This window comes from Bacteroides sp. An322 (assembly GCF_002161765.1).
Taxonomy (GTDB): domain Bacteria; phylum Bacteroidota; class Bacteroidia; order Bacteroidales; family Bacteroidaceae; genus Phocaeicola; species Phocaeicola merdavium.
Genome location: NZ_NFIN01000019.1, coordinates 1 through 20,379 on the forward strand (window position 1 = coordinate 1; position 20,379 = coordinate 20,379).

Consider the following 20,379-nt stretch of genomic DNA (forward strand, 5'->3'; position numbering starts at 1 on the left):
ATTCGAACCCCGGGTACCTCGCGGTACAACGGTTTTCAAGACCGCCGCAATCGACCACTCTGCCACCTCTCCAAACTTCTTTGTCAAGTGCTTTTGTTTTTCAAAAGCGGTGCAAAGGTACGGATTATTTTTAAATAAGCAAATATTTCACTGCTTTTTTTGATTGTTTTTCTCATTATCGTAACTTTGCACACGGAAACGATATAGAAAAACAAGGCATGATATATCCGCAAAACTTTGAACTGAAAATCGGGTTCGACCAAATACGGACCCTCTTAAAAGCCAAATGCCTCAGTACATTGGGCGAAGAAAAAGTAGACGACATGGATTTTTCCACAGATTACGAAGAAATCAATTGCCGCTTGGAAGAAGTGGTGGAATTTATCCGAATCATCCAAGAGGAAGATGATGAATTTCCCTGCCAATACTTTTTCGATGTGCGCTCATCGCTGAAACGCATCCGTGTGGAAGGACTGTATATGAACGAACAGGAACTATTCGACCTGCGCCGTTCCCTGGAAACCATCCGCGACATCGTACGCTTTCTGCAAAAAGAGGATGAGGAAGACGAAGAAGTCTCTTCGCCCTACCCTGCCCTGCACGCATTGGCTTCCGACATCCTGACATTCCCGCAACTTATCGCGCGCATTGACAATATCCTCGACAAGTTCGGCAAAATAAAAGACAACGCATCCACCGAACTGTTGCGCATCCGCCGCGAGCTTTCTGCCACTACAGGAAGCATTTCACGCAGCCTGAACAGCATCCTCCGTTCGGCACAAGCCGAAGGATATGTAGACAAGGATGTCACGCCTACCGTACGCGACGGACGGTTGGTCATCCCCGTTGCTCCGGGAATGAAGCGCAAAATACGAGGCATTGTGCACGACGAGTCAGCTACCGGGAAAACGGTCTTCATCGAACCTGCCGAAGTGGTGGAAGCCAACAACCGCATCCGCGAATTAGAAGGCGAGGAACGACGCGAGATTATCCGAATCCTTACCGAGTTTTCGGCAACCATCCGCCCGCAAGTGCCTGCCATCCTGCAATCGTATGAGTTTCTTGCCGTCATCGATTTCATCCGTGCCAAGTCACTCCTTAGCATCGACATCAAAGCCGTAAAACCAGCTTTCGAAAACCAGCAAGTCATCGACTGGATAGAAGCCGTACACCCCTTGCTTCAGAAATCGCTTGCCAAGCATAATAAAAAGGTAGTGCCGCTCGACATCGAACTGAACCGCCGACAGCGCATCCTGCTCATCTCTGGTCCGAACGCAGGCGGAAAGTCTGTCTGCCTGAAAACAGTAGGACTCCTGCAATACATGCTCCAGTGCGGGATGCCGATTCCGCTGAACGAACGGAGCCATGCGGGCATCTTCGAAAGCATCTTCATCGACATCGGTGACGAACAAAGCATCGAGGACGACCTGAGTACATATTCTTCACACCTCACGAACATGAAGAATATGATGAAAAACTGCAACGACCGCAGCCTCATCCTGATAGACGAATTCGGAGGCGGAACCGAACCGCAAATCGGAGGCGCCATCGCCGAAGCGGTATTGAAACGCTTTAACCTGAAGCAGACATTTGGTGTCATCACCACCCACTACCAAAACCTAAAACATTTCGCCGAAGACCACGAAGGCGTAGTCAACGGAGCGATGCTGTACGACCGGCACGAAATGCGCGCCCTCTTCCAGTTGCAGATAGGCAATCCCGGAAGCTCGTTCGCTGTAGAGATAGCCCGCAAGATAGGGCTGCCCGAAGACGTGATAGCCGATGCTTCGGAAATCGTGGGCAGCGAATACATACAGAGCGACAAATACCTGCAAGACATCGTGCGCGACAAACGCTACTGGGAGACCAAACGCCAGAACATCCGAAAGAAAGAAAAGCAAATGGAAGATACCATTGCCCGCTATCAGCAAGAAATAGACGAACTGGAACGCAAACGGAAAGAAATCTTACAGAAAGCCAAAGAAGACGCCGAGCACCTGCTACAGGAATCGAACGCGAAAATAGAGAACACCATCCGTACCATCAAGGAAGCGCAGGCTGAAAAGGAACGCACGCGCACAGCCCGCCAAGAACTTGCCGACTTCAAGCAGGAAGTGGAAACCATCGACACGGCAGCCATCGAGGAACAAATAGCCCGCAAGATGGAGCAACTGCGCGAAAAACAGAAGCGGAAAGAAGAACGGAAAAAGAAGAAAGCGGAAGAAGCCGCCCAGCCCATCCAACCCAAAGTGAAGCCAATCCAGGCAGGAGACTATGTACGCATCAAGGGACAAACCAGCGTAGGACAGATATTGGAACTGAGCGAACGGAATGCCGTAGTGATGTTCGGCCTGATGAAAACCAACGTCAAACCCGAACGGCTGGAACGTACAGACCCGCCCAAGACTTCGAACGTCATGGCAAAAGCCACCTTTGTCAGCAGCGAGACGCAAGACCGGATGTACCAAAAGAAGCTTAACTTCAAGCAAGACATCGACGTGCGCGGCATGAGGGGCGACGAAGCGGTACAAGCGGTAACGTATTTCATCGACGATGCCATTCAGGTAGGTGTGAGCCGAGTCCGCATCCTGCACGGGACAGGAACTGGCATTCTGCGCACCCTGATACGCCAATACCTCGCCACCGTGCCCGGCGTAGCCCACTTCCAAGACGAGCACGTACAGTTCGGCGGAGCAGGAATCACAGTAGTAGACCTAAAATAAGTTTGTCTCACTAAAACGCAGATTAACGCAGATTTTCGCAGACATATTTTTTTATTATAATCAAAATTGTTTTCTGCGTTAATCTGCGAAAATCTGCGTTTCAAGAATAAAAAGAACAACATATAAGAATCTTTACGAATATGAAATCAATCAGAGAATTATACCGAATCGGCACAGGACCGTCGAGCAGTCATACAATGGGACCGCGGAAAGCTGCCGAACAATTTCTTGAACGCCACCCCGAAGCAGCCTCCTTCGAAGTGACGCTATACGGAAGCCTTGCCGCCACAGGCAAAGGACACATGACGGATGTCGCTATCCTCGACGTGCTCCAACCGCACGCACCAGTAGAAATCTTATGGAAACCTCATGTATTCTTCCCCTTCCACCCCAACGGAATGACCTTCAAATCGTTTGACGCCGAACGGCGGAAAACCGACGAGTGGACTGTGTTCAGCGTGGGCGGAGGAGCGCTTGCCGAAGAAGGACACCCGCAAGGCTCCACTCCCGACATCTACGAAATGAACACGATGAGTCAAATCCTGTACTGGTGCGAACACACGGGGCGCAGCTACTGGGAATACGTGGAACAATGCGAAGGCAAAGAAATCTGGGACTATCTTGCCGAAGTATGGAAAACCATGCAAGCGGCTATCCTGCGCGGACTGGATGCCGAAGGCGTGTTGCCCGGTCCGCTGAACTTGCGGCGCAAAGCGTCTGCCTACTACATCAAGGCGAAAGGATACAAAGACTCGCTCCGTTCGCGCGGATTGGTGTTCGCCTACGCCTTGGCAGTCAGCGAAGAGAACGCATCAGGTGGGAAAATCGTTACGGCTCCTACCTGTGGCGCATGCGGCGTAGTGCCTGCCGTACTCTATCATTTGCAGCAGACCCGTGAGTTCAGCGATGCACGCATCCTCCGTGCACTTGCCACCGCAGGACTGGTAGGAAACATCGTGAAGCACAACGCCTCCATTTCGGGTGCCGAAGCGGGATGCCAAGCAGAAGTGGGCGTAGCGTGCTCTATGGCTTCGGCGGCTGCCAGCCAACTCTTCGGCGGAAGCCCCGCACAGATTGAATATGCAGCCGAAATGGGATTGGAACATCACTTGGGCATGACGTGCGACCCTGTATGCGGGCTGGTACAGATTCCCTGCATCGAGCGCAACGCCTACGCAGCCGCCCGTGCCTTGGACGCCAACACCTATTCCGCCTTCACCGACGGACATCACCGCGTGTCGTTCGACCGTGTAGTGGAAGTAATGAAGCAGACGGGACACGACCTGCCATCGCTTTACAAGGAAACCAGCGAAGGCGGACTTGCCAAAGACTATCATCCAATGGACTGACACGGCTTAATTATCTTGTTCTAACACATTGTGACTATCCGAGACGTTGGGAACTACCCGTTCCTAACGTCTCTTTTTTATCTAAAATACCTAAAAATGCTGATTTTTTTCACGCATTATCCGCACAGAAAGCATCCTGCACCCTCCCTTCTTTTCACTGATTTTAGGTATTGACCACCCGCAGAAACCGCTCTACCTTTGCATCGTCAAACAAAATTAATATAAAAGCACTATGAAACTAAAGAATCTACTCGCGATGACTGCCATCGCCTTACTTACTGCATCGTGCAGCGATGATGACAACAACGAAAACGAAAGCATCAACCCGGCGGTAAACATAGCGGGAACCTACGCAGGCTATTCGGAAGCCGCCTTTCAGTACACCGATACCCCTCTCGTTTCGGCTGACGAATCGCTTACCATACAGACCGATGCCGATAACACGACCGCCACTATCACTTATACATCAAGTAGCTTCGGCGAATTTACCATCAGCGGAACGAAAGTGACTTACGCAAGCGGCACTTACACCCTGAGCGGAGAAGGAAGCACGATGATGGGAATGAGCGGAAACGTAAACGAATACGAATGCACGCTGAAAGGCACGCTAAACGAAGCAAAGAACGAAGGCACATTCACATTCAATGTTCCAGCCGTAATGGGCGGCATGAACATCACCTTTACTTTAGGCGAAATACCCGTATCCAAGCTATTGGCAGGTTCGTATGAAGGATGGACCGAAGCTTCGTGCGCTTACTTTGAAGGAATGCAGGCTACAGACCAAACCCTCTCGCTAACCGCCAATGCCGATGACACCTTTACGCTTGCCTACACTTCGGACAGTTGGGGTGAATTTTCATTCGAAAGCCTCAGCGTGACTTCGGCAAATGGCATATATACCCTGAGCGGTAAAGGCGTGACAATGATGGGCATGGACGGAAACGTAAGCGAATATCCTTGTACAGTCACCGGAAGTATCGACGCAAACAAAGAAAACGTCAGTTTCACATTTACCGTTCCCGGCGTAATGGGCGGCCTGACCATCACATTCACACAAGGAGAAGCACCTGCTGCCAACGAATAATCACACGAACGTACAACAATGAAACTGTTTCGTTTTTATCAAATATTGGGGCTGGGAGCGATGCTGATGTCGCTCCCTGCTTGCGACGGGATTCTTGACGGCATTTACGACACACCTCGCACTACGAACGGTTACGGATTTAACCCCAACAGCGACGGTGTGACGGGGACACTCTTTATCGATGCCACCGACTATGCCCAATGGACCTACATCAACCTGCACACCGAAGAGATAGACTCTACCCGCATCACCGATGAAAGCGGAACGGAAGTGCCGATGGGCGAAAATGCCTCGCTCCCCGAAGAATGGGATTTCGCACTCCACCGCTACGATGTGAAAACCAATGGCGGTGCCGTACTGGAAACCGAAGCCACCAGCATAAACGCCGTGCTGCTGATGAGCAGCATCCCGGCGGGCAATTACGTGGAAGATACCGAAACCGAAATCACCATTGACATGTCGGGCATGATGGACGGGAATATCCTTTATGCCACTTCTGACTATAATGCCGAACTAGCAAAATGGCTGAACGTAGACACCAGCACGATGCCTCCCGTTTATACCTTATCTAATAAGGTGTATATCGTGCGGCTGAAAGACGGTACTCATGCGGCTTTGCGGCTCAACGCTTTCCGCAACGCACAAAACACATCGGGACACCTCACTATCGAATACGCCTACCCGTTAGAGAAGGCAATGAAATAAATAAAGAACTATGCAACAACCTATACTGAAACACCTCATCGTGCTGGCGGGATGCCTCCTGCTCACTGCAACGGCTGCCGCACAACGCTATGTGTCGGGAAAAGTAGTCGGTCCGGGCAACGAACCGTTAGCAGGAGCAGCCGTTGTGGTCAAAGAAAACAAGACCATCGGAATGACCACCGATGCCGAAGGCAATTACCGGCTGCGCATCCCCGACAACAAAGAATACACCCTACAGGCTTCCTTCATCGGCTACGTAACCCAAAGCCACCCGCTTCAAACAGGACAAGACCGCATGGATTTCGCCATGGAAGAAGATGCCATCGGCATGGAAACCGTAGTGGTGACGGGTACACGCACGCCCAAGCTGCTGAAAGACGTGCCTATCGTGACACGCGTCATCACCGCCGACGACATCCGCAAGGTAGACGCCACACACATCGGCGACCTGCTGCAGGCAGAGCTGCCGGGCATCGAGTTCTCCTACTCCATGGACCAGCAGACCTCGCTCAACATGCAGGGCTTCGGAGGAAACGCCGTCCTCTTCCTTGTCGACGGCGAAAGGCTGGCGGGCGAAACGCTGGACAACATCGACTACAGCCGCCTGAACCTGGACAACGTGGAACGCATCGAAATCGTAAAAGGGGCGGCATCGTCGCTCTATGGCTCGAATGCCGTGGGCGGAGTAGTCAACCTCATCACCAAGGAAGCCACCGAACCGTGGACACTGAACCTGAACGGAAAGTACGGCGCGCACAACGACCAGCGTTACGGAGGCACCTTCACCTTCCGCGCGGGCGACTTCCAGAACAGCCTCAACGTTCAGCACACCTCCACCGACCCCATCGAAGTGGGCACCGTGGGCAAGGACGGCGAGGAGAACGACTTCAGCCGCATGTACGGCAACCGCACGTGGAACTTCAAGGAACGCCTCGTCTATACCCCTACCGACCGGCTGAAGCTGACCGGACGGCTGGGATACTTCTTTCGCGAACGTGACAAGAGCACATCGAGCAAGGACCGCTACCGCGACTTTTCGGGAGGGCTCCGGGGCAACTATACCTTCAACAAGCGGAGCGACCTGGAACTGTCGTACAGCTTCGACCAGTACGACAAGAGCGACTACGACCCTGCGCAAGACTATGACCTGCGCGACTATACCAACGTGCAGCACACCGTACGCGCCCTCTACAACTATGCGATGAACGACAAGAACACCCTTACCGTGGGAGGCGACTTCATGCGCGACTACCTGATGAGCTACCAGTTCACCGACAACGGCGACCACGAACAATACACCGCCGACGCCTTCGCCCAGTTCGACCTGAACCCCATCCGCAACCTCAACGTGATGTCGTCTATCCGCTTCGACTATTATTCCGAAGCCGACGTGAAGAACACCTCATCGAAACTCGGCATCATGTACAAATGGCGCAACTGCTCGCTCCGCGCCTCCTACGCCGGCGGATTCCGCGCCCCCACGCTGAAGGAAATGTACATGGACTTCAACATGGCGAACGTCTTCATGATATACGGCAACGAGAACCTGAAACCCGAAAGCAGCCAGAACTTCTCGCTCTCCGCCGAATACCTGAAGAGCCGCTACAATGTCACCCTGACCGGATATTTCAACCTGGTGGACAACCGCATCACTACCGTGTGGGACCAGAGCCGCAACGGAATGGTCTACTCCAACATCGCCCAGATGAACATCGCCGGGCTAAACGCCGACGTAGCCGCCAAGTATCCCTGCGGCTTGGGCGTGCGCCTCTCGTATGCCTACACCCACGTGCACATCCCCGATGGCGAGCCTTACTTCTCGTCCACCCGTCCCCATTCCGCCACCGCCAAGCTGGACTACGGCAAGCAGTGGAAAAACTACGGTTTCGATGTGACGCTGACCGGCCGCGTCCTCTCGCGCGTCACCACGGACGAATACGTGAGCTATACCGACCCCGACGCAGGCACCACCTCGACCACCTATCCGGCATACACCCTGTGGAAGCTGAACCTTGCGCAGCGCGTGTACCGGGGCATCCGCGTGAACGTAGTGGTGGACAACCTGTTCAATTACCGCCCAGACCACTATTACAACAGCACGCCCACCACCACCGGCACCACCGTTTCCGTGGGGCTTTCGCTCGACGTGAACCAGCTGTTCTGACGGAAAAGGCATCGGAACACGTGCAAAATGCAATTTAGAGGTCTGAAATCGACCTTGCAACACTTGCAAAATCAGTTTTAGAGGTCTAAAATCCATTTTGCAGACGTGCAAAATCCGAAACTGAGGTCTAAAACACATTTTGCAAGTGTCCGAAGGTCTGCGGCGAGGGGCTAAAATCCATTTTCCGGGTGTCCGAAGGTCTGCGGCGACCCCTCGCCGCACATTTTCCACCTCTCCGAAGGGCGGAGACAGACAGGATAAAACCTCTCGCCACAGAGTAAAAACACAGATCTTCGCGGATTAACGCAGATTAAAACAGATAATCAAAATGAGAATCTGCGAAAATCTGTGTTAATCTGCGTTTCTGAACAGACAAATTATAGTTTCAACATCTACTTAAAAACAAATGAGCAATGAAAAAGAAAAGAATGATTGTGTTGGGTAGCCTCCTCGTAGCCGCCCTCCTGCTGTTCGCCGTATGGAACAGCTGGTTCAGCGCCACGAAGATAGGCTTCATCAACTACCAGGCCATTACCCTGGGCGAAATTTCGAAAGCCAATGACAACCCGTTCATCCGCCTCGCCGAAATCGGCACCGACGAACTGGACAAGCTGGACGGTTGCGACATGGTTTTCATCAACGCGATGGGCATCCGCATCACCGAAGAGCAGCGCGCCCTTATCCAAAAAGCCGCTGACAGAGGGCTTCCCGTCCTCTCGACAGCGGTCACCAACCCTGCTAACGACATCTGCTCGCTCGACTCCGCCACCGCCGCTCCCCTGCGTGCCTATCTGGCTGGCGGCGGAAGGCGCAACTACTGCAGCATGCTGGAATATGTGCGCGGCACGGTGGACGGCAAGCTGATTTCCACCCGTGAGCCGGAACCTGTGCAGGAAGCGGCAAACGAAATGCTGTACCACATCGACCCCTCCCACCCCGATGGCGAGGCAAAAGGCTTCAACACCATAGCAGAATACGACCGCTTTCTGAAAGATAACGGACTGTGGAAGGAAGACGCGCCGCGCATCGTCCTCACAGGGCAAATGGGCGAACCGACCGACTTAATCCGCCGACTGGAAGAGACGGGCAATGTGGTCTACCCCGTGCGGCGGATGAAGAGCTTTATTACCCGTCACCATATCGACTCGGTGCGCCCTTCAGCCGTCATCAACATGGCGCACGGTCGTATGGGCGACTACATCACCGATTACCTGACCCAGCAGAACATCCCCCTCTTCGCCCCGCTGAATGTGAACACGCTGGTAGAAGACTGGGAGAACGACCCGATGGGCATGAACGGCGGTTTCCTCTCACAAAGCGTGGTGACACCTGAAATAGACGGCGCCATCCGTCCCTTCGCCCTCTTCGGACATTACACCGACAAGGAGGGATTGCAGCACGCTTTCGCCATTCCCGAACGGCTGGAAACCTTCGTACAGACCGTAAACAACTACATCAGCCTGCAACGCAAGCCGAACGCCGAGAAGCGCATAGCCATCGTTTACTACAAAGGGCCGGGACAGAACGCCCTCACCGCATCGGGCATGGAAGTAGTGCCCTCGCTCTACAACCTGTTAGTGCGCATGAAGCAGGAAGGCTATCGCGTGGAAGGGCTGCCCGCCAATAGCAAAGCCTTGGGACGGCTGATTCAGCAGCAAGGCACCGTATTCAGCACGTATGCCGAAGGAGCCTCCGACCAATTCATGCGCGAAGGGCATCCCGAACTGATATCGAAAGAAGACTATGAAAGCTGGATAAAGCAAAGCATCCGCCCCGAACAATATGCCGAAGTGACGGCTGCCAACGGCGAGTTTCCCGGCAGCTATATGGCTACGCCAGACGGACGCTTAGGCATCGCCCGCCTGCAGTTCGGCAACGTAGTGCTGCTTCCGCAACCCGCGGCAGGAACGGGCAGCAACTCGTTCCAAATCGTACACGGGACAGACGCAGCCCCTCCCCACAGCTACATTGCTCCTTACCTATGGACGCAATACGGCTTCCGGGCAGATGCGCTGATTCACTTCGGTACCCACGGCAGCCTGGAGTTTACGCCCCGCAAGCAAGTGGCGCTCAGCAGCAAGGACTGGCCCGACCGCTTGATAGGCGCACTTCCCCACTTCTATATCTACACCATCGGCAACGTAGGCGAAGGAGTCATCGCCAAACGCCGCTCGTATGCGGGCTTACAGTCGTATCTGACTCCGCCGTTTATGGAAAGCAACGTGCGTGGCATCTACCGCGAACTGAGCGAAGCCATCAAGAATTACAACAACCTGTCGGAAGAGACCAATCCACAGCCCGCCGCTCTTGATAAGGCGTCGCTGAAGGTAAAAGCCCTGACCGTCAAGTTAGGCATCCACCGCGATTTGGAACTGGACAGTCTGCCCGACAAGCCATACACCGGAGACGAAGTGGCACGCATCGAGAATTTCGCCGAAGAACTGGCGAACGAAAAGATTACAGGGCAACTCTATACCTTGGGCATACCCTACGAAAAGGCACGCATCGAATCGAGTGTCTATGCGATGAGCGTCGAACCCATTGCCTACAGCCTCTTGGCACTCGACAAACTGAACGGGAAAGCCGACCCGCAGACCGAGAAACACCGCACCCGGTTTACGCAACGGTATCTCACGCCTGCCCGCAACCTAGTAACCCAGTTACTCGCCCGTCCGTCAATGGCAACCGATGAACTGATATGCCGCACAGCGGGCATTACAAAAGAAGAACTGGTAGAAGCTCGCGAAACGGAAGCCTCGCGCAGCAACCCCGACGGACTGATGTCGATGATGATGGCAGCAGCCGAAGAGATGCAAGACCAACCGTCAATGAATAATAGCGCAAAAGGCAATCTGCCACATCCTTCAGGCAACATCAGCGAAGCGATGCGGAAAAAGATGCACGAAACAGCCAAAGGAATGAACCCTGACAAAGCACTCGCTATGGCAAAGAAAATGGGCGCCGACTCTACCGCCCTTCACAAAATGGAAGAAGCGATAAAACATCCTACCTCTTCTACTAAAGCTCCTGAAGGAGGCATGGCGGCGATAATGAAGCAGATGATGCACAAGAAAGAATACACCAAGGAGCAAATTGCCTGCGCCATGGCAATTTGTGAAGTGGAACGCACCATCAAAAACGTGAACAACTACCGCATCGCCTTGCTGGAAAGCCCTCAAAAGGAAATGGCAAGCTTGATGAACGCCTTGAAAGGAGGCTATACACAACCCTCACCTGGAGGCGACCCGATAGCCAACCCGAACGCCTTGCCTACAGGACGCAACCTGTATGCAATCAATGCGGAAGCTACCCCGTCGGAAGCCGCTTGGGAGAAAGGCATCCGCCTGGCAAACAACACCATCGAAATGTATAAGCAGCGGCATCACGACTCCATTCCACGCAAGGTCAGCTACACGTTGTGGAGCAGCGAGTTTATCGAAACGGAAGGAGCCACCGTCGCACAAATCCTGTATATGCTGGGCGTAGAACCCATCCGCGATGCCTTCGGGCGCGTAAACGACATCCGCCTGATTCCTTCGAAAGAATTAGGACGCCCGCGCATTGATGTCGTCGTGCAGACCAGCGGACAGTTGCGCGACTTAGCAGCATCCCGTCTGTTCCTGATAAACCGTGCCGTGGAAATGGCTGCCTCAGCTAAGGATGATTTATACGAAAACCAAGTAGCTGCAGGAATCGTCGAAACCGAACGCACGCTGATAGAAAAAGGACTTACCCCGAAAGACGCGCGTGAAATGTCTGCCTACCGTGTGTTCGGCGGAGTGAACGGCGGATACGGAACAGGCATCCAAGGAATGGTAGAAGCGGGCGACCGCTGGGACAACGAACAACAGATAGCTGACACCTATATGCATAACATGGGAGCCTACTACGGAAGCGAAAAGAATTGGGAAGCCTTCCGCCAATATGCGTTCGAAGCGGCATTGACCCGTACCGATGCAGTCGTCCAGCCCCGCCAAAGCAATACGTGGGGCGCGCTAAGCCTCGACCACGTGTACGAATTCATGGGCGGCATGAACTTAGCCGTGCGCAACGTGACAGGGAAAGACCCCGATGCCTACCTGAGCGACTACCGCAACCGCAACAACGTACGGATGCAGGAAGTGAAAGAAGCCATCGGAGTGGAAAGCCGAACCACCATCCTGAACCCCGTCTACATCAAAGAAAAGATGAAAGGCGATGCAGGTGCGGCAAGTTCCATCACCGAAATCGTGCAGAACACATACGGCTGGAACGTAATGAAGCCGAAAGCCATCGACCAGCAACTGTGGAATGACATCTACGACGTATATGTAAAAGACAAATACAACCTCGGCACACAAGGTTACTTCGAAGAAAAGAATCCTGCCGCACTGGAGAACATGACCGCCGTGATGCTGGAAACCGCACGCAAAGGCTACTGGAAAGCGACACCCGAACAGCTGAAAGCCGTAGCTGGACTACATACAGATTTAATTGCCAAGTACGGGACTTCAGGCGGAGGATTTGCCGACAACAACGCCAAACTGCAAGACTTCATCGCCGAAAACGTCAGTGCCCCGCAAGCAGCCGGTTACAAACAACGAATCAATGAAATGAAGGAAGCAGCCCTTGCCGACGGAAATGTACAAAAAGGAATGACGCTCAAGAAGAATACCATAGACACTGTCGGACAACCCGAAGAAGAAACCAACAAACTAAGCGGAACCTTGGTGGTAAGCGTCGTATTGGCAGCTTTCATCATCTTATTAATGATACTGAAAAAGAAACGTTCACAAAACCGGAAATAAAATGGAACAAATCATCCTTATCCTGATGCTGTTCATCGCCATAAACTGTGCTTTCAAGCTCAGCTTATGGCGGTGGTGGCAGGCGGGGATTTACAGCCTGATTATGGCAGTCTTCACCGTCCTTGCCTATCCGTATGCCATCCTCCAGTCGAAGACACAGATAGCCGACTACCTGCAAAACACCGAAGCATTGCAGAATATGGCGGTCATCATCACACTGGAATCGGCACTCTGCTTCGGGTTTTGCGTCACCTACCTGCGCGGACTTTACGGCAAGAAAAACCCTTGGTGGGCAAAGCTGCTGTGGTGGTATCCCAGCCTGCTTTTATTCCCTGTGGTATTCTATTGCCTCACCGAAGCCATCTTTACCTTCGTGGGAATCGCGTTCACCACCACCGCCTACATCGTGGCAGCAATCGTGCTCATTGCCATTCCTGCATTAGCCAAAGCGGTACAATACCTCGTCCCCGAAAAAGACCTGCGGCTGGAAATCCATTTCTTGGTCAGCCTCTTCGTCTGCATCTTGGGACTGCTCACTACCGTAAACGGCAAAACAGTCTATGCCGCCGTAGACGAGCCCGTCAACTGGAACGCCGTAACGCTTGCCCTTTCGCTCTTCGTTATCCTATTCATCGTAGGTTATGTATGGAGCCAAATCAAGTATCCGCTTATCCAGCGATGGAAAGAACGGAAAATGAAAAAACGTTATTAACTATTCACTATTAATTATTAATTCAAGAACAATGGAATTTATCTCAAAAATGCTTTTCTGGGTTGCCAACAGCTTGTTGATACCCGATGTTATCCTGCTGCTTTTCCTCTTTGTGCGTGCGCTTATCCTCATCGGAGGCACCTACAATATGTACATCACCAAACGTAAAAACGACAAGGCGTTCGACCATTTAATAAAAGAAGGACGCACTGACGAATTGCGCCAAGCATTGCCCGACAAGGACAATTCGCTTTACGTCAGCTACCTGCGCGATATGCTGAGCCGTCCCGTAAACGAAAACTACGCCGACTTTACGCTCTCCAAATTCGAAGTGGAAGCCGAAAAAGACGTAGCACTTTCGAAAATGCTTTCCAAGTTAGGGCCGGTACTCGGACTGATTGGCACGCTGATTGCGATGAGCCCTGCATTGGTAGGGCTTTCCACAGGCGACATCGCCGGAATGGCATACAACATGCAAGTAGTGTTCGCCACCACCGTCGTAGGCTTGGTAGTCAGTGCCGTAGGATTAGTATCGATGCAGTTCAAGCAACGCTGGTACGCCAAATGCGTGAACAACCTCGACTATGTGTCGCGCGTCTTAATTGAAAAAGGAGGACAAGCATGAGAAAACGTAACCGCCGTGTCTGTTTCTTCAAGAAAGAAGAAGACACCGATCCGTTGAGCGTAGTGGTCAATCTCTTCGATGTGGCAATGGTCTTCGCCGTGTCGCTGATGGTGGCAATGGTGATGCACATGAACATGACCGAAGTCTTCACCGACAAAGACTTCACCATCGTGAAGAATCCAGGCAAAGAAAACATGGAAATCATCACCAAGGAAGGCAAGCAAATCAACCGTTACACGCCGAGCCAAGACCAGTCGGCAAGCGGTAAGCGAGGCAAGAAAGTAGGCATCGCCTACGAACTGGAGAACGGTGAAATCATCTATGTGCCCGAAGGCGAATGATTTTCAGCGTTCCTATTATCTCCGTAGATTGCAAATCTGACCATAGAAATCCCTAAAAATAGGTATTGCCTGACAATCTCAAGCTCTATACCTTTGCAAAAGTAAAATCATTATCAATGCAAGTGCAGAAAGAGGACATACGAGGTCGCATATTGACGGTTGCCAGACAACAATTCGAGAGGAAAGGCTATTCCAAGACTTCCATGCGCGAAATAGCGGAATTGGCTGGAGTTGGTGTCGGAAACATCTATAACTACTTCACGAACAAAGATGAATTGTTCCGTGAAGTAGTCCGTCCTGTCTTGTGTGCTTTGGAAGCCATGCTGCAAGAACACCACGGCATACGGGGCGAGGATATTATGATGATGCGGTCGGAGAAATACCTGAAATCCTGCATTAACGAATATGTTTCGCTGATTGACAAGCACCGCGCACTGATGGGAATCCTGCTGTTCCGTGCACAAGGTTCTTCGTTGGAACGCTTCCGCGAGAATTATACCGACCGTTCTACGGAATTGGTTAAGGCGTGGTTCGCGTCCATGCAGCGGAAACATCCCGAAATCAATACGGCTGTGTCCGATTTTATCATTCATTTGCATACGGTATGGATGTTCACGATGTTCGAGGAGCTATTGATGCATTCCGTACCCCGGCAAGAGATGGAGGCTATTTTGCACGATTATATCCTGTTTGAAATCCAAGGTTGGAGGGCTATTATCAAGATATGAGATACAGACAACGTACATACGAACATTCAACCGCATCAGAACGGTTGGTAAGGAGGAAATCTTCACGGAGGTTTCCTCCTTTTTTTATGAACAATTCTGAATATCGTTCACTATTAAACACTCCAAAAATATGAGACAGAAATACGAGTTTAAGAGCATTGTAGCGGAAACATTGCTTATTCCGCTATATATGAGAGCCAAAGAAAGCCGCCGGAATAATCCCATTCTATATGACAAGGCTGCGGAATGGCTGGCGGACAGTTTGGAATACGATTATTCCCAGTTCGACGGGGCAAAGTTGAGCGAAGTGGGATGCGTGGTGCGCGGATGGTATTTCGACCGTGCCGTGCGGAGGTTTATTGAAGCGCATTCCCGTCCGGTCGTAGTCAATGTGGGATGTGGGTTGGATACCCGTTTCCAGCGTATCGGGGACGGGAAAGCGGTCTTTTATGATTTGGATTTGCCTGAGGTCATTGCTCTACGCCGGGAATTGATACCCGAACAGCCGGACAATGTCTATATTGAAGCGTCTTTGTTGGAGACCGACTGGATGGATGACCTGCGCCGGAAGCACCCCGAAGCAGAATTTATCTTCATCGTGGAAGGCGTGCTGATGTACTTCTACGAGAAGCAAGTAAAAGCCTTCCTGCATCACGCGGCAAGCCGTTTCGGGGGAGGTGAATTGTGGTTTGACGTGTGCGGCACGATAATGAGCCGACATGGTGTGAAGCCCGATTCGCTCCGCAAACACGAGGCTCAAATCCGTTCCGGCATAAGCAACGGGTATGTGGTGGAACAATGGGAACCGTCTTTAAAGCTCATTGAACAGGCTAACTATATGAAGTTCTTCCGTTCACGCTGGGGATTCTTCTTCGGGCAGATATTGGGGCGCATCCCTTGGCTTTGCTACAAATTCAGTTCATTGCTCGGATATAAAATCATTTCAAAATAGCGTAATAACAATGGAGAAATCAAAAAAGAAAGAAGGCTTGTCCCGTCTGTTCGAGATAGCGGGACAAAGGAAAGGTCTGCTTATATTAGCAGGTCTGCTGTCGGCTGGCAGCGCGGTGTGTATGCTTGTGCCTTATTGGGCAGTTTATGAAATTTTGAAAGAGTTGCTGTCGAATGGCTCCAATCTTTCCGCTTTGGACGGAACGGACATGATGCGTTGGGGATGGATTGCATTTGGAGGGCTTGTTGGCGGATTGATATTGCTCTATGCCGCCCTGATGTCCTCACATGTGGCTGCATTCCGTATCTTGTATGGGTTGCGTGTCCGTCTGTCTGAACATATCGGCAAACTGCCTTTGGGATATTTGAACAATACCTCTACGGGAGCCATCAAGAAAACAATGGACCAGAATATCGAGAAAATAGAGGGCTTCATCGCCCATACCATTCCGGATTTGGTCAATGTAATGGCAACGGTAGTGGTAATGCTGGTCATCTTTTTCTCGCTGGATGTGTGGCTGACAGTCGTGTGCCTGGCCGTTGTGGTACTTAGCTTATTCCTGCAATTTTCCAATTTCATGGGAAAAAGGGCAAGGGAGTTCATGGGTATCTACTACGATGCACAGGAAAAAATGAGCGCATCAGCTGTGCAGTATGTACGGGGAATGCCCGTCGTCAAGATATTCGGGCAAAGCGTCCGTTCGTTCCGTCAGTTCAATGCCGAGATTCAGGCATACAAGACATTCGCCTTGAAATGCTGTGACACCTACCAGAACGGGATGATTGCCTTTACCGTCTTGCTCAATTCGATGGTAACGTTTATTCTTCCTATGGGCATCTTGCTGATGCAAGCCAGTCCGCAATCACTCTCATTGGCTGTGGTGTGGCTGTTTTTTATCATCATGGGACCGGGTATGGCTTCGCCCGTTTACAAACTGACTTTTTTAGGAGGGAATACGCGCGACATCAACGAAGGAGTAAACCGCATTGACCGCATACTGGAAAAGAAACCTGTGCCGGAGCCGGGACATCCGCAAGTGCCTACTGCTTACGATGTAGAGTTCCGTCATGTATCATTCTTCTACGAAAACACGGAACAGGGAACACGAACGGATGCCTTGCGTGATGTCAGCTTCAAAGCTCCACAAGGAAAGATAACCGCCCTTGTCGGTCCTTCAGGAAGCGGAAAATCAACGGTTGCCAACCTAATACCCCGGTTCTGGGATGTGGAGCAAGGGGAAATTTGTATAGGAGGTATTGACATTCGTCAGATAGATACGGCAAAACTGATGGACATGGTTTCATTTGTATTTCAAGACACTTTCCTTTTTTACGACACTCTTTATGAGAACATCGCCGTAGGTTCTCCAGATGCTACAAAAGAAAAGGTAATAGCCGCTGCGAAAACTGCCCAATGCCACGATTTCATAGAGCGTTTGCCGCAAGGCTACGAAACAAGGATAGGCGATAAAGGTGTATTCCTATCCGGCGGTGAAGCCCAACGGATATGTGTGGCTCGTGCCATATTGAAGAATGCTCCGATACTGGTGTTGGACGAAGCCACTGCCTTCGCTGACCCTGAAAACGAGCATAAAATGCAGATGGCTTTGCAGTCACTGATAAAGGATAAAACGGTCATTGTGATTGCCCATCGCCTTTCTTCCATCATCTCCGCACATCAGATTGTCGTCATGAAAGAAGGACGCATTGTGCAATGCGGAAAGCATGAACAGCTGTCCGTGACGGAGGGTGTATATAAAAATATGTGGGATGCCTATACGAGCGCATACCATTGGACATTGAACAAAAACTAAATGAAAGGAGAACTGTATATGAACGCAATCAAAAACATTACCATAGGACATACCGAACGGCTTTACAAACCCGTCGGCTTCACCATGCTTGCCAATTTGGTCAATATCGTGCCGTTTTGCCTTTCCATAGAGGCGATACGCATCATTTTCAATACGTTTGACGGAAGCGGACAGCCGCTCGACACGACCCGTCTTTGGTGGATATTCGGCGTTATGGCCATTTATATGCTGGTCATGGCTTTGGCGGAACGGGCATCTTACCGTGCTAATTTCCGTGGAGCCTACGAAATGAGTGCTTCGGGACGTTTGTCACTGGCGGAACACCTGCGGAAACTTTCATTAGGCTTCCTTTCAAGGCGTGACCCCGGCGACTTGTCCTCCATGCTGATTACGGACTTCATGATGGCAGAAACCGGAATTTCGCACCACCTGCCCCAACTTATGGGTGCCATAGTCATGCCCGTACTGGCTTTTGCTTCGCTTGTATGGATAGATTGGAGGATGGCGGTCAGTATGTTTGCCGCCTTGCCGCTTGCCTTGCTCGTCCTGTGGGCAAGCACAAAGGCACAGCGGAAGTTAAGCGGCAGGCAAATTCAAGCAAAAATAAATGCTGGAAATCGGTTGGAAGAATACTTACAGGGTATTCGTGTAATGAAAGCGTACAATCTGATAGGTGACCGCTTTGTTAGGTTGCGCGATGCTTTTGCGGAACTTCGCCGTGCTTGCATCCGTCAGGAGGCCTTGTTAGGCCCATTCGTCTTGTTGAGCATCACTTTAGTACGTGCCGGGCTGACAATGATGGTGCTATGTGGAACTTACCTTCTGTTGGGAGGGCAACTTTCAATCCTTGTATTCGTGCTATTCCTTGTAGTCGGTTCTCGTGTGTTCGATCCGCTGACTTCCGCACTGACAAACTTTACCGAGTTCCGCTATTTTTCCATTGCCGGTGGACGCATCCTTTCCTTGATGAACGAGCCGGAGATGAAAGGAGAACGGCAATCCCCGGCAGCAGGCGATATCCGGTTTGAACACGTATCGTTTGCCTATCAAGACAAGGAAGTGTTGCATGATATAAACATTACGCTCCCGAAAAACTCCTTGACGGCTCTTGTCGGACCTTCTGGAAGCGGGAAAAGTACGGTGATGAAGCTTTGCGCCCGTTTCTACGACCCACAGAAAGGATGTATCTTTTTCAATGGTGTTCCGATGAATGAGATAAATCCAGAAAGTCTGATGAGCCACATCTCTATGGTATTTCAGGATGTCTATCTGTTTCAGGACACCATACGCAATAATATCCGCTTTGGTAAAACTGACGCGACGGAAGAAGAAATTATAGCCGCAGCTAAAAAAGCCTGTTGCCATGATTTCATCATGCGCTTGCCGCAGGGCTACGACACGATGGTTGGCGAAGGTGGCTGTACCTTGTCCGGAGGTGAGAAGCAGCGCATATCCATCGCCCGCGCCATATTGAAAGACGCGCCTGTTATCTTATTGGATGAAGCTACCGCCTCGCTCGACCCAGAAAATGAAGTGGAGGTGCAGAAAGCCATCGATACGCTTATCAAAGGCCGTACAGTTATTGCCATTGCTCACAGGCTCAAAACAATCAAGGATGCCGACCGGATAATCGTTTTGGACAACGGGCGGATAAAGGAAGAAGGCACGCATGATGAGCTTGTCAAAAAGGACGGACTTTATGCTCATTTGTGGAATATACAGGAAAGTATTTCGGGGTGGAAACTGTAATCATAAAATCCCTATTTTTAGGTATTTCCTATTCCAACGGAATGCGTTTACTTTGCGATATCAAATTAAAACTAAAAACGATATGAAGAAAACAGGAGTATTTTACGGTTCTACGACCGGGACGACAGAATCAGTAGCCAATCTGATAGCGGAAAAATTAGGCATTGCGCAGGCAGACGTACACGATGTCAGCAAGATGAGTACCGATGTGGCAGGGGCATACGAAGCCTTGATATTGGGCACCTCCACGTGGGGTGACGGCGAATTGCAGGATGACTGGCATGACGGCATCAAAGTGCTGAAAGGCATGGACCTGAAAGACAAAATCATCGCCTTGTTCGGATGCGGCGACTCGGAATCATACGGCGATACGTTTTGCGACGGCATGGGCATCCTTTACGAGGATTTAAAAACCAGCGGATGCCGTTTTATCGGTGCCGTTTCCGATGTGGATTACACATACAGCTCGTCTATTTCAGTCATTGACGGTAATTTCGTAGGGCTTGCCATTGATGACGTGAATGAAAGCGAAAAGACGGAAGAACGCATCGCTTCTTGGACGGATATGCTGAAAGCCGACTTAGCGTAAAAGAACCGGGTTGATAGTTGAGACTGAAGGCAAAAGATCCTCTACCTCAGCTATCAAC

At 51.2% G+C, this 20,379-nt stretch carries 14 protein-coding genes; all 14 read left to right on the forward strand.

What is annotated here, in order from left to right; genetic code table 11:
* Positions 1-218: 218 nt before the first annotated feature.
* Complete coding sequence (locus B5F91_RS10410) at positions 219-2,723, forward strand: Smr/MutS family protein (RefSeq protein ID WP_087429033.1); 2,505 nt, start codon at positions 219-221, stop codon at positions 2,721-2,723.
* Positions 2,724-2,863: 140 nt separating this feature from the next.
* Entirely contained in the window at positions 2,864-4,072 is a 1,209-nt protein-coding gene (locus B5F91_RS10415) for an L-serine ammonia-lyase (protein ID WP_087429034.1), read from the forward strand.
* A gap of 232 nt (positions 4,073-4,304) precedes the next feature.
* Positions 4,305-5,156 carry a calycin-like domain-containing protein gene (locus B5F91_RS10420; protein WP_087429035.1) on the forward strand — a complete coding sequence of 284 codons (852 nt, stop codon included), beginning with the start codon at positions 4,305-4,307 and terminating at the stop codon, positions 5,154-5,156.
* Positions 5,157-5,174: 18 nt separating this feature from the next.
* Positions 5,175-5,861: an HmuY family protein gene (locus tag B5F91_RS10425; RefSeq protein ID WP_087429036.1), complete on the forward strand. Its 687-nt coding sequence runs from the start codon at positions 5,175-5,177 to the stop codon at positions 5,859-5,861.
* A gap of 10 nt (positions 5,862-5,871) precedes the next feature.
* On the forward strand, positions 5,872-8,025 hold the full coding sequence (locus B5F91_RS10430; protein WP_087429037.1) for a TonB-dependent receptor: 2,154 nt from the start codon (positions 5,872-5,874) through the stop codon (positions 8,023-8,025).
* A 413-nt stretch (positions 8,026-8,438) separates the two neighbouring features.
* Positions 8,439-12,812 carry a cobaltochelatase subunit CobN gene (locus B5F91_RS10435; protein ID WP_087429038.1) on the forward strand — a complete coding sequence of 1,458 codons (4,374 nt, stop codon included), beginning with the start codon at positions 8,439-8,441 and terminating at the stop codon, positions 12,810-12,812.
* A gap of 1 nt (position 12,813) precedes the next feature.
* Positions 12,814-13,524: a hypothetical protein gene (locus B5F91_RS10440; RefSeq protein WP_087429039.1), complete on the forward strand. Its 711-nt coding sequence runs from the start codon at positions 12,814-12,816 to the stop codon at positions 13,522-13,524.
* Positions 13,525-13,555: 31 nt separating this feature from the next.
* Positions 13,556-14,149, forward strand: coding sequence for a MotA/TolQ/ExbB proton channel family protein (locus B5F91_RS10445; RefSeq protein ID WP_087429040.1), 594 nt, complete (start codon positions 13,556-13,558; stop codon positions 14,147-14,149).
* The gene (locus B5F91_RS10450) at positions 14,146-14,490 is read left to right on the forward strand and encodes a DUF2149 domain-containing protein (protein ID WP_087429041.1); all 345 of its coding nucleotides are present in this window, start codon (positions 14,146-14,148) and stop codon (positions 14,488-14,490) included. The genes B5F91_RS10445 and B5F91_RS10450 overlap by 4 nt, the downstream gene beginning before the upstream one ends.
* Before the next feature lie 116 nt (positions 14,491-14,606).
* Positions 14,607-15,218 (forward strand): TetR/AcrR family transcriptional regulator, encoded by a 612-nt coding sequence (locus tag B5F91_RS10455; RefSeq protein WP_087429042.1) that lies wholly within the window; start codon positions 14,607-14,609, stop codon positions 15,216-15,218.
* Between the two features lie 130 nt (positions 15,219-15,348).
* Positions 15,349-16,170, forward strand: a complete 822-nt coding sequence (locus B5F91_RS10460) for a class I SAM-dependent methyltransferase (protein ID WP_087429043.1) — start codon at positions 15,349-15,351, stop codon at positions 16,168-16,170.
* Positions 16,171-16,180: 10 nt separating this feature from the next.
* Positions 16,181-17,983, forward strand: a complete 1,803-nt coding sequence (locus tag B5F91_RS10465; RefSeq protein ID WP_087429044.1) for an ABC transporter ATP-binding protein — start codon at positions 16,181-16,183, stop codon at positions 17,981-17,983.
* Positions 17,984-18,001: 18 nt separating this feature from the next.
* Complete coding sequence (locus B5F91_RS10470) at positions 18,002-19,732, forward strand: ABC transporter ATP-binding protein (protein WP_087429092.1); 1,731 nt, start codon at positions 18,002-18,004, stop codon at positions 19,730-19,732.
* An 82-nt stretch (positions 19,733-19,814) separates the two neighbouring features.
* Positions 19,815-20,321, forward strand: coding sequence for a flavodoxin FldA (gene fldA / locus B5F91_RS10475; protein WP_087429045.1), 507 nt, complete (start codon positions 19,815-19,817; stop codon positions 20,319-20,321).
* Positions 20,322-20,379 lie beyond the last annotated feature (58 nt).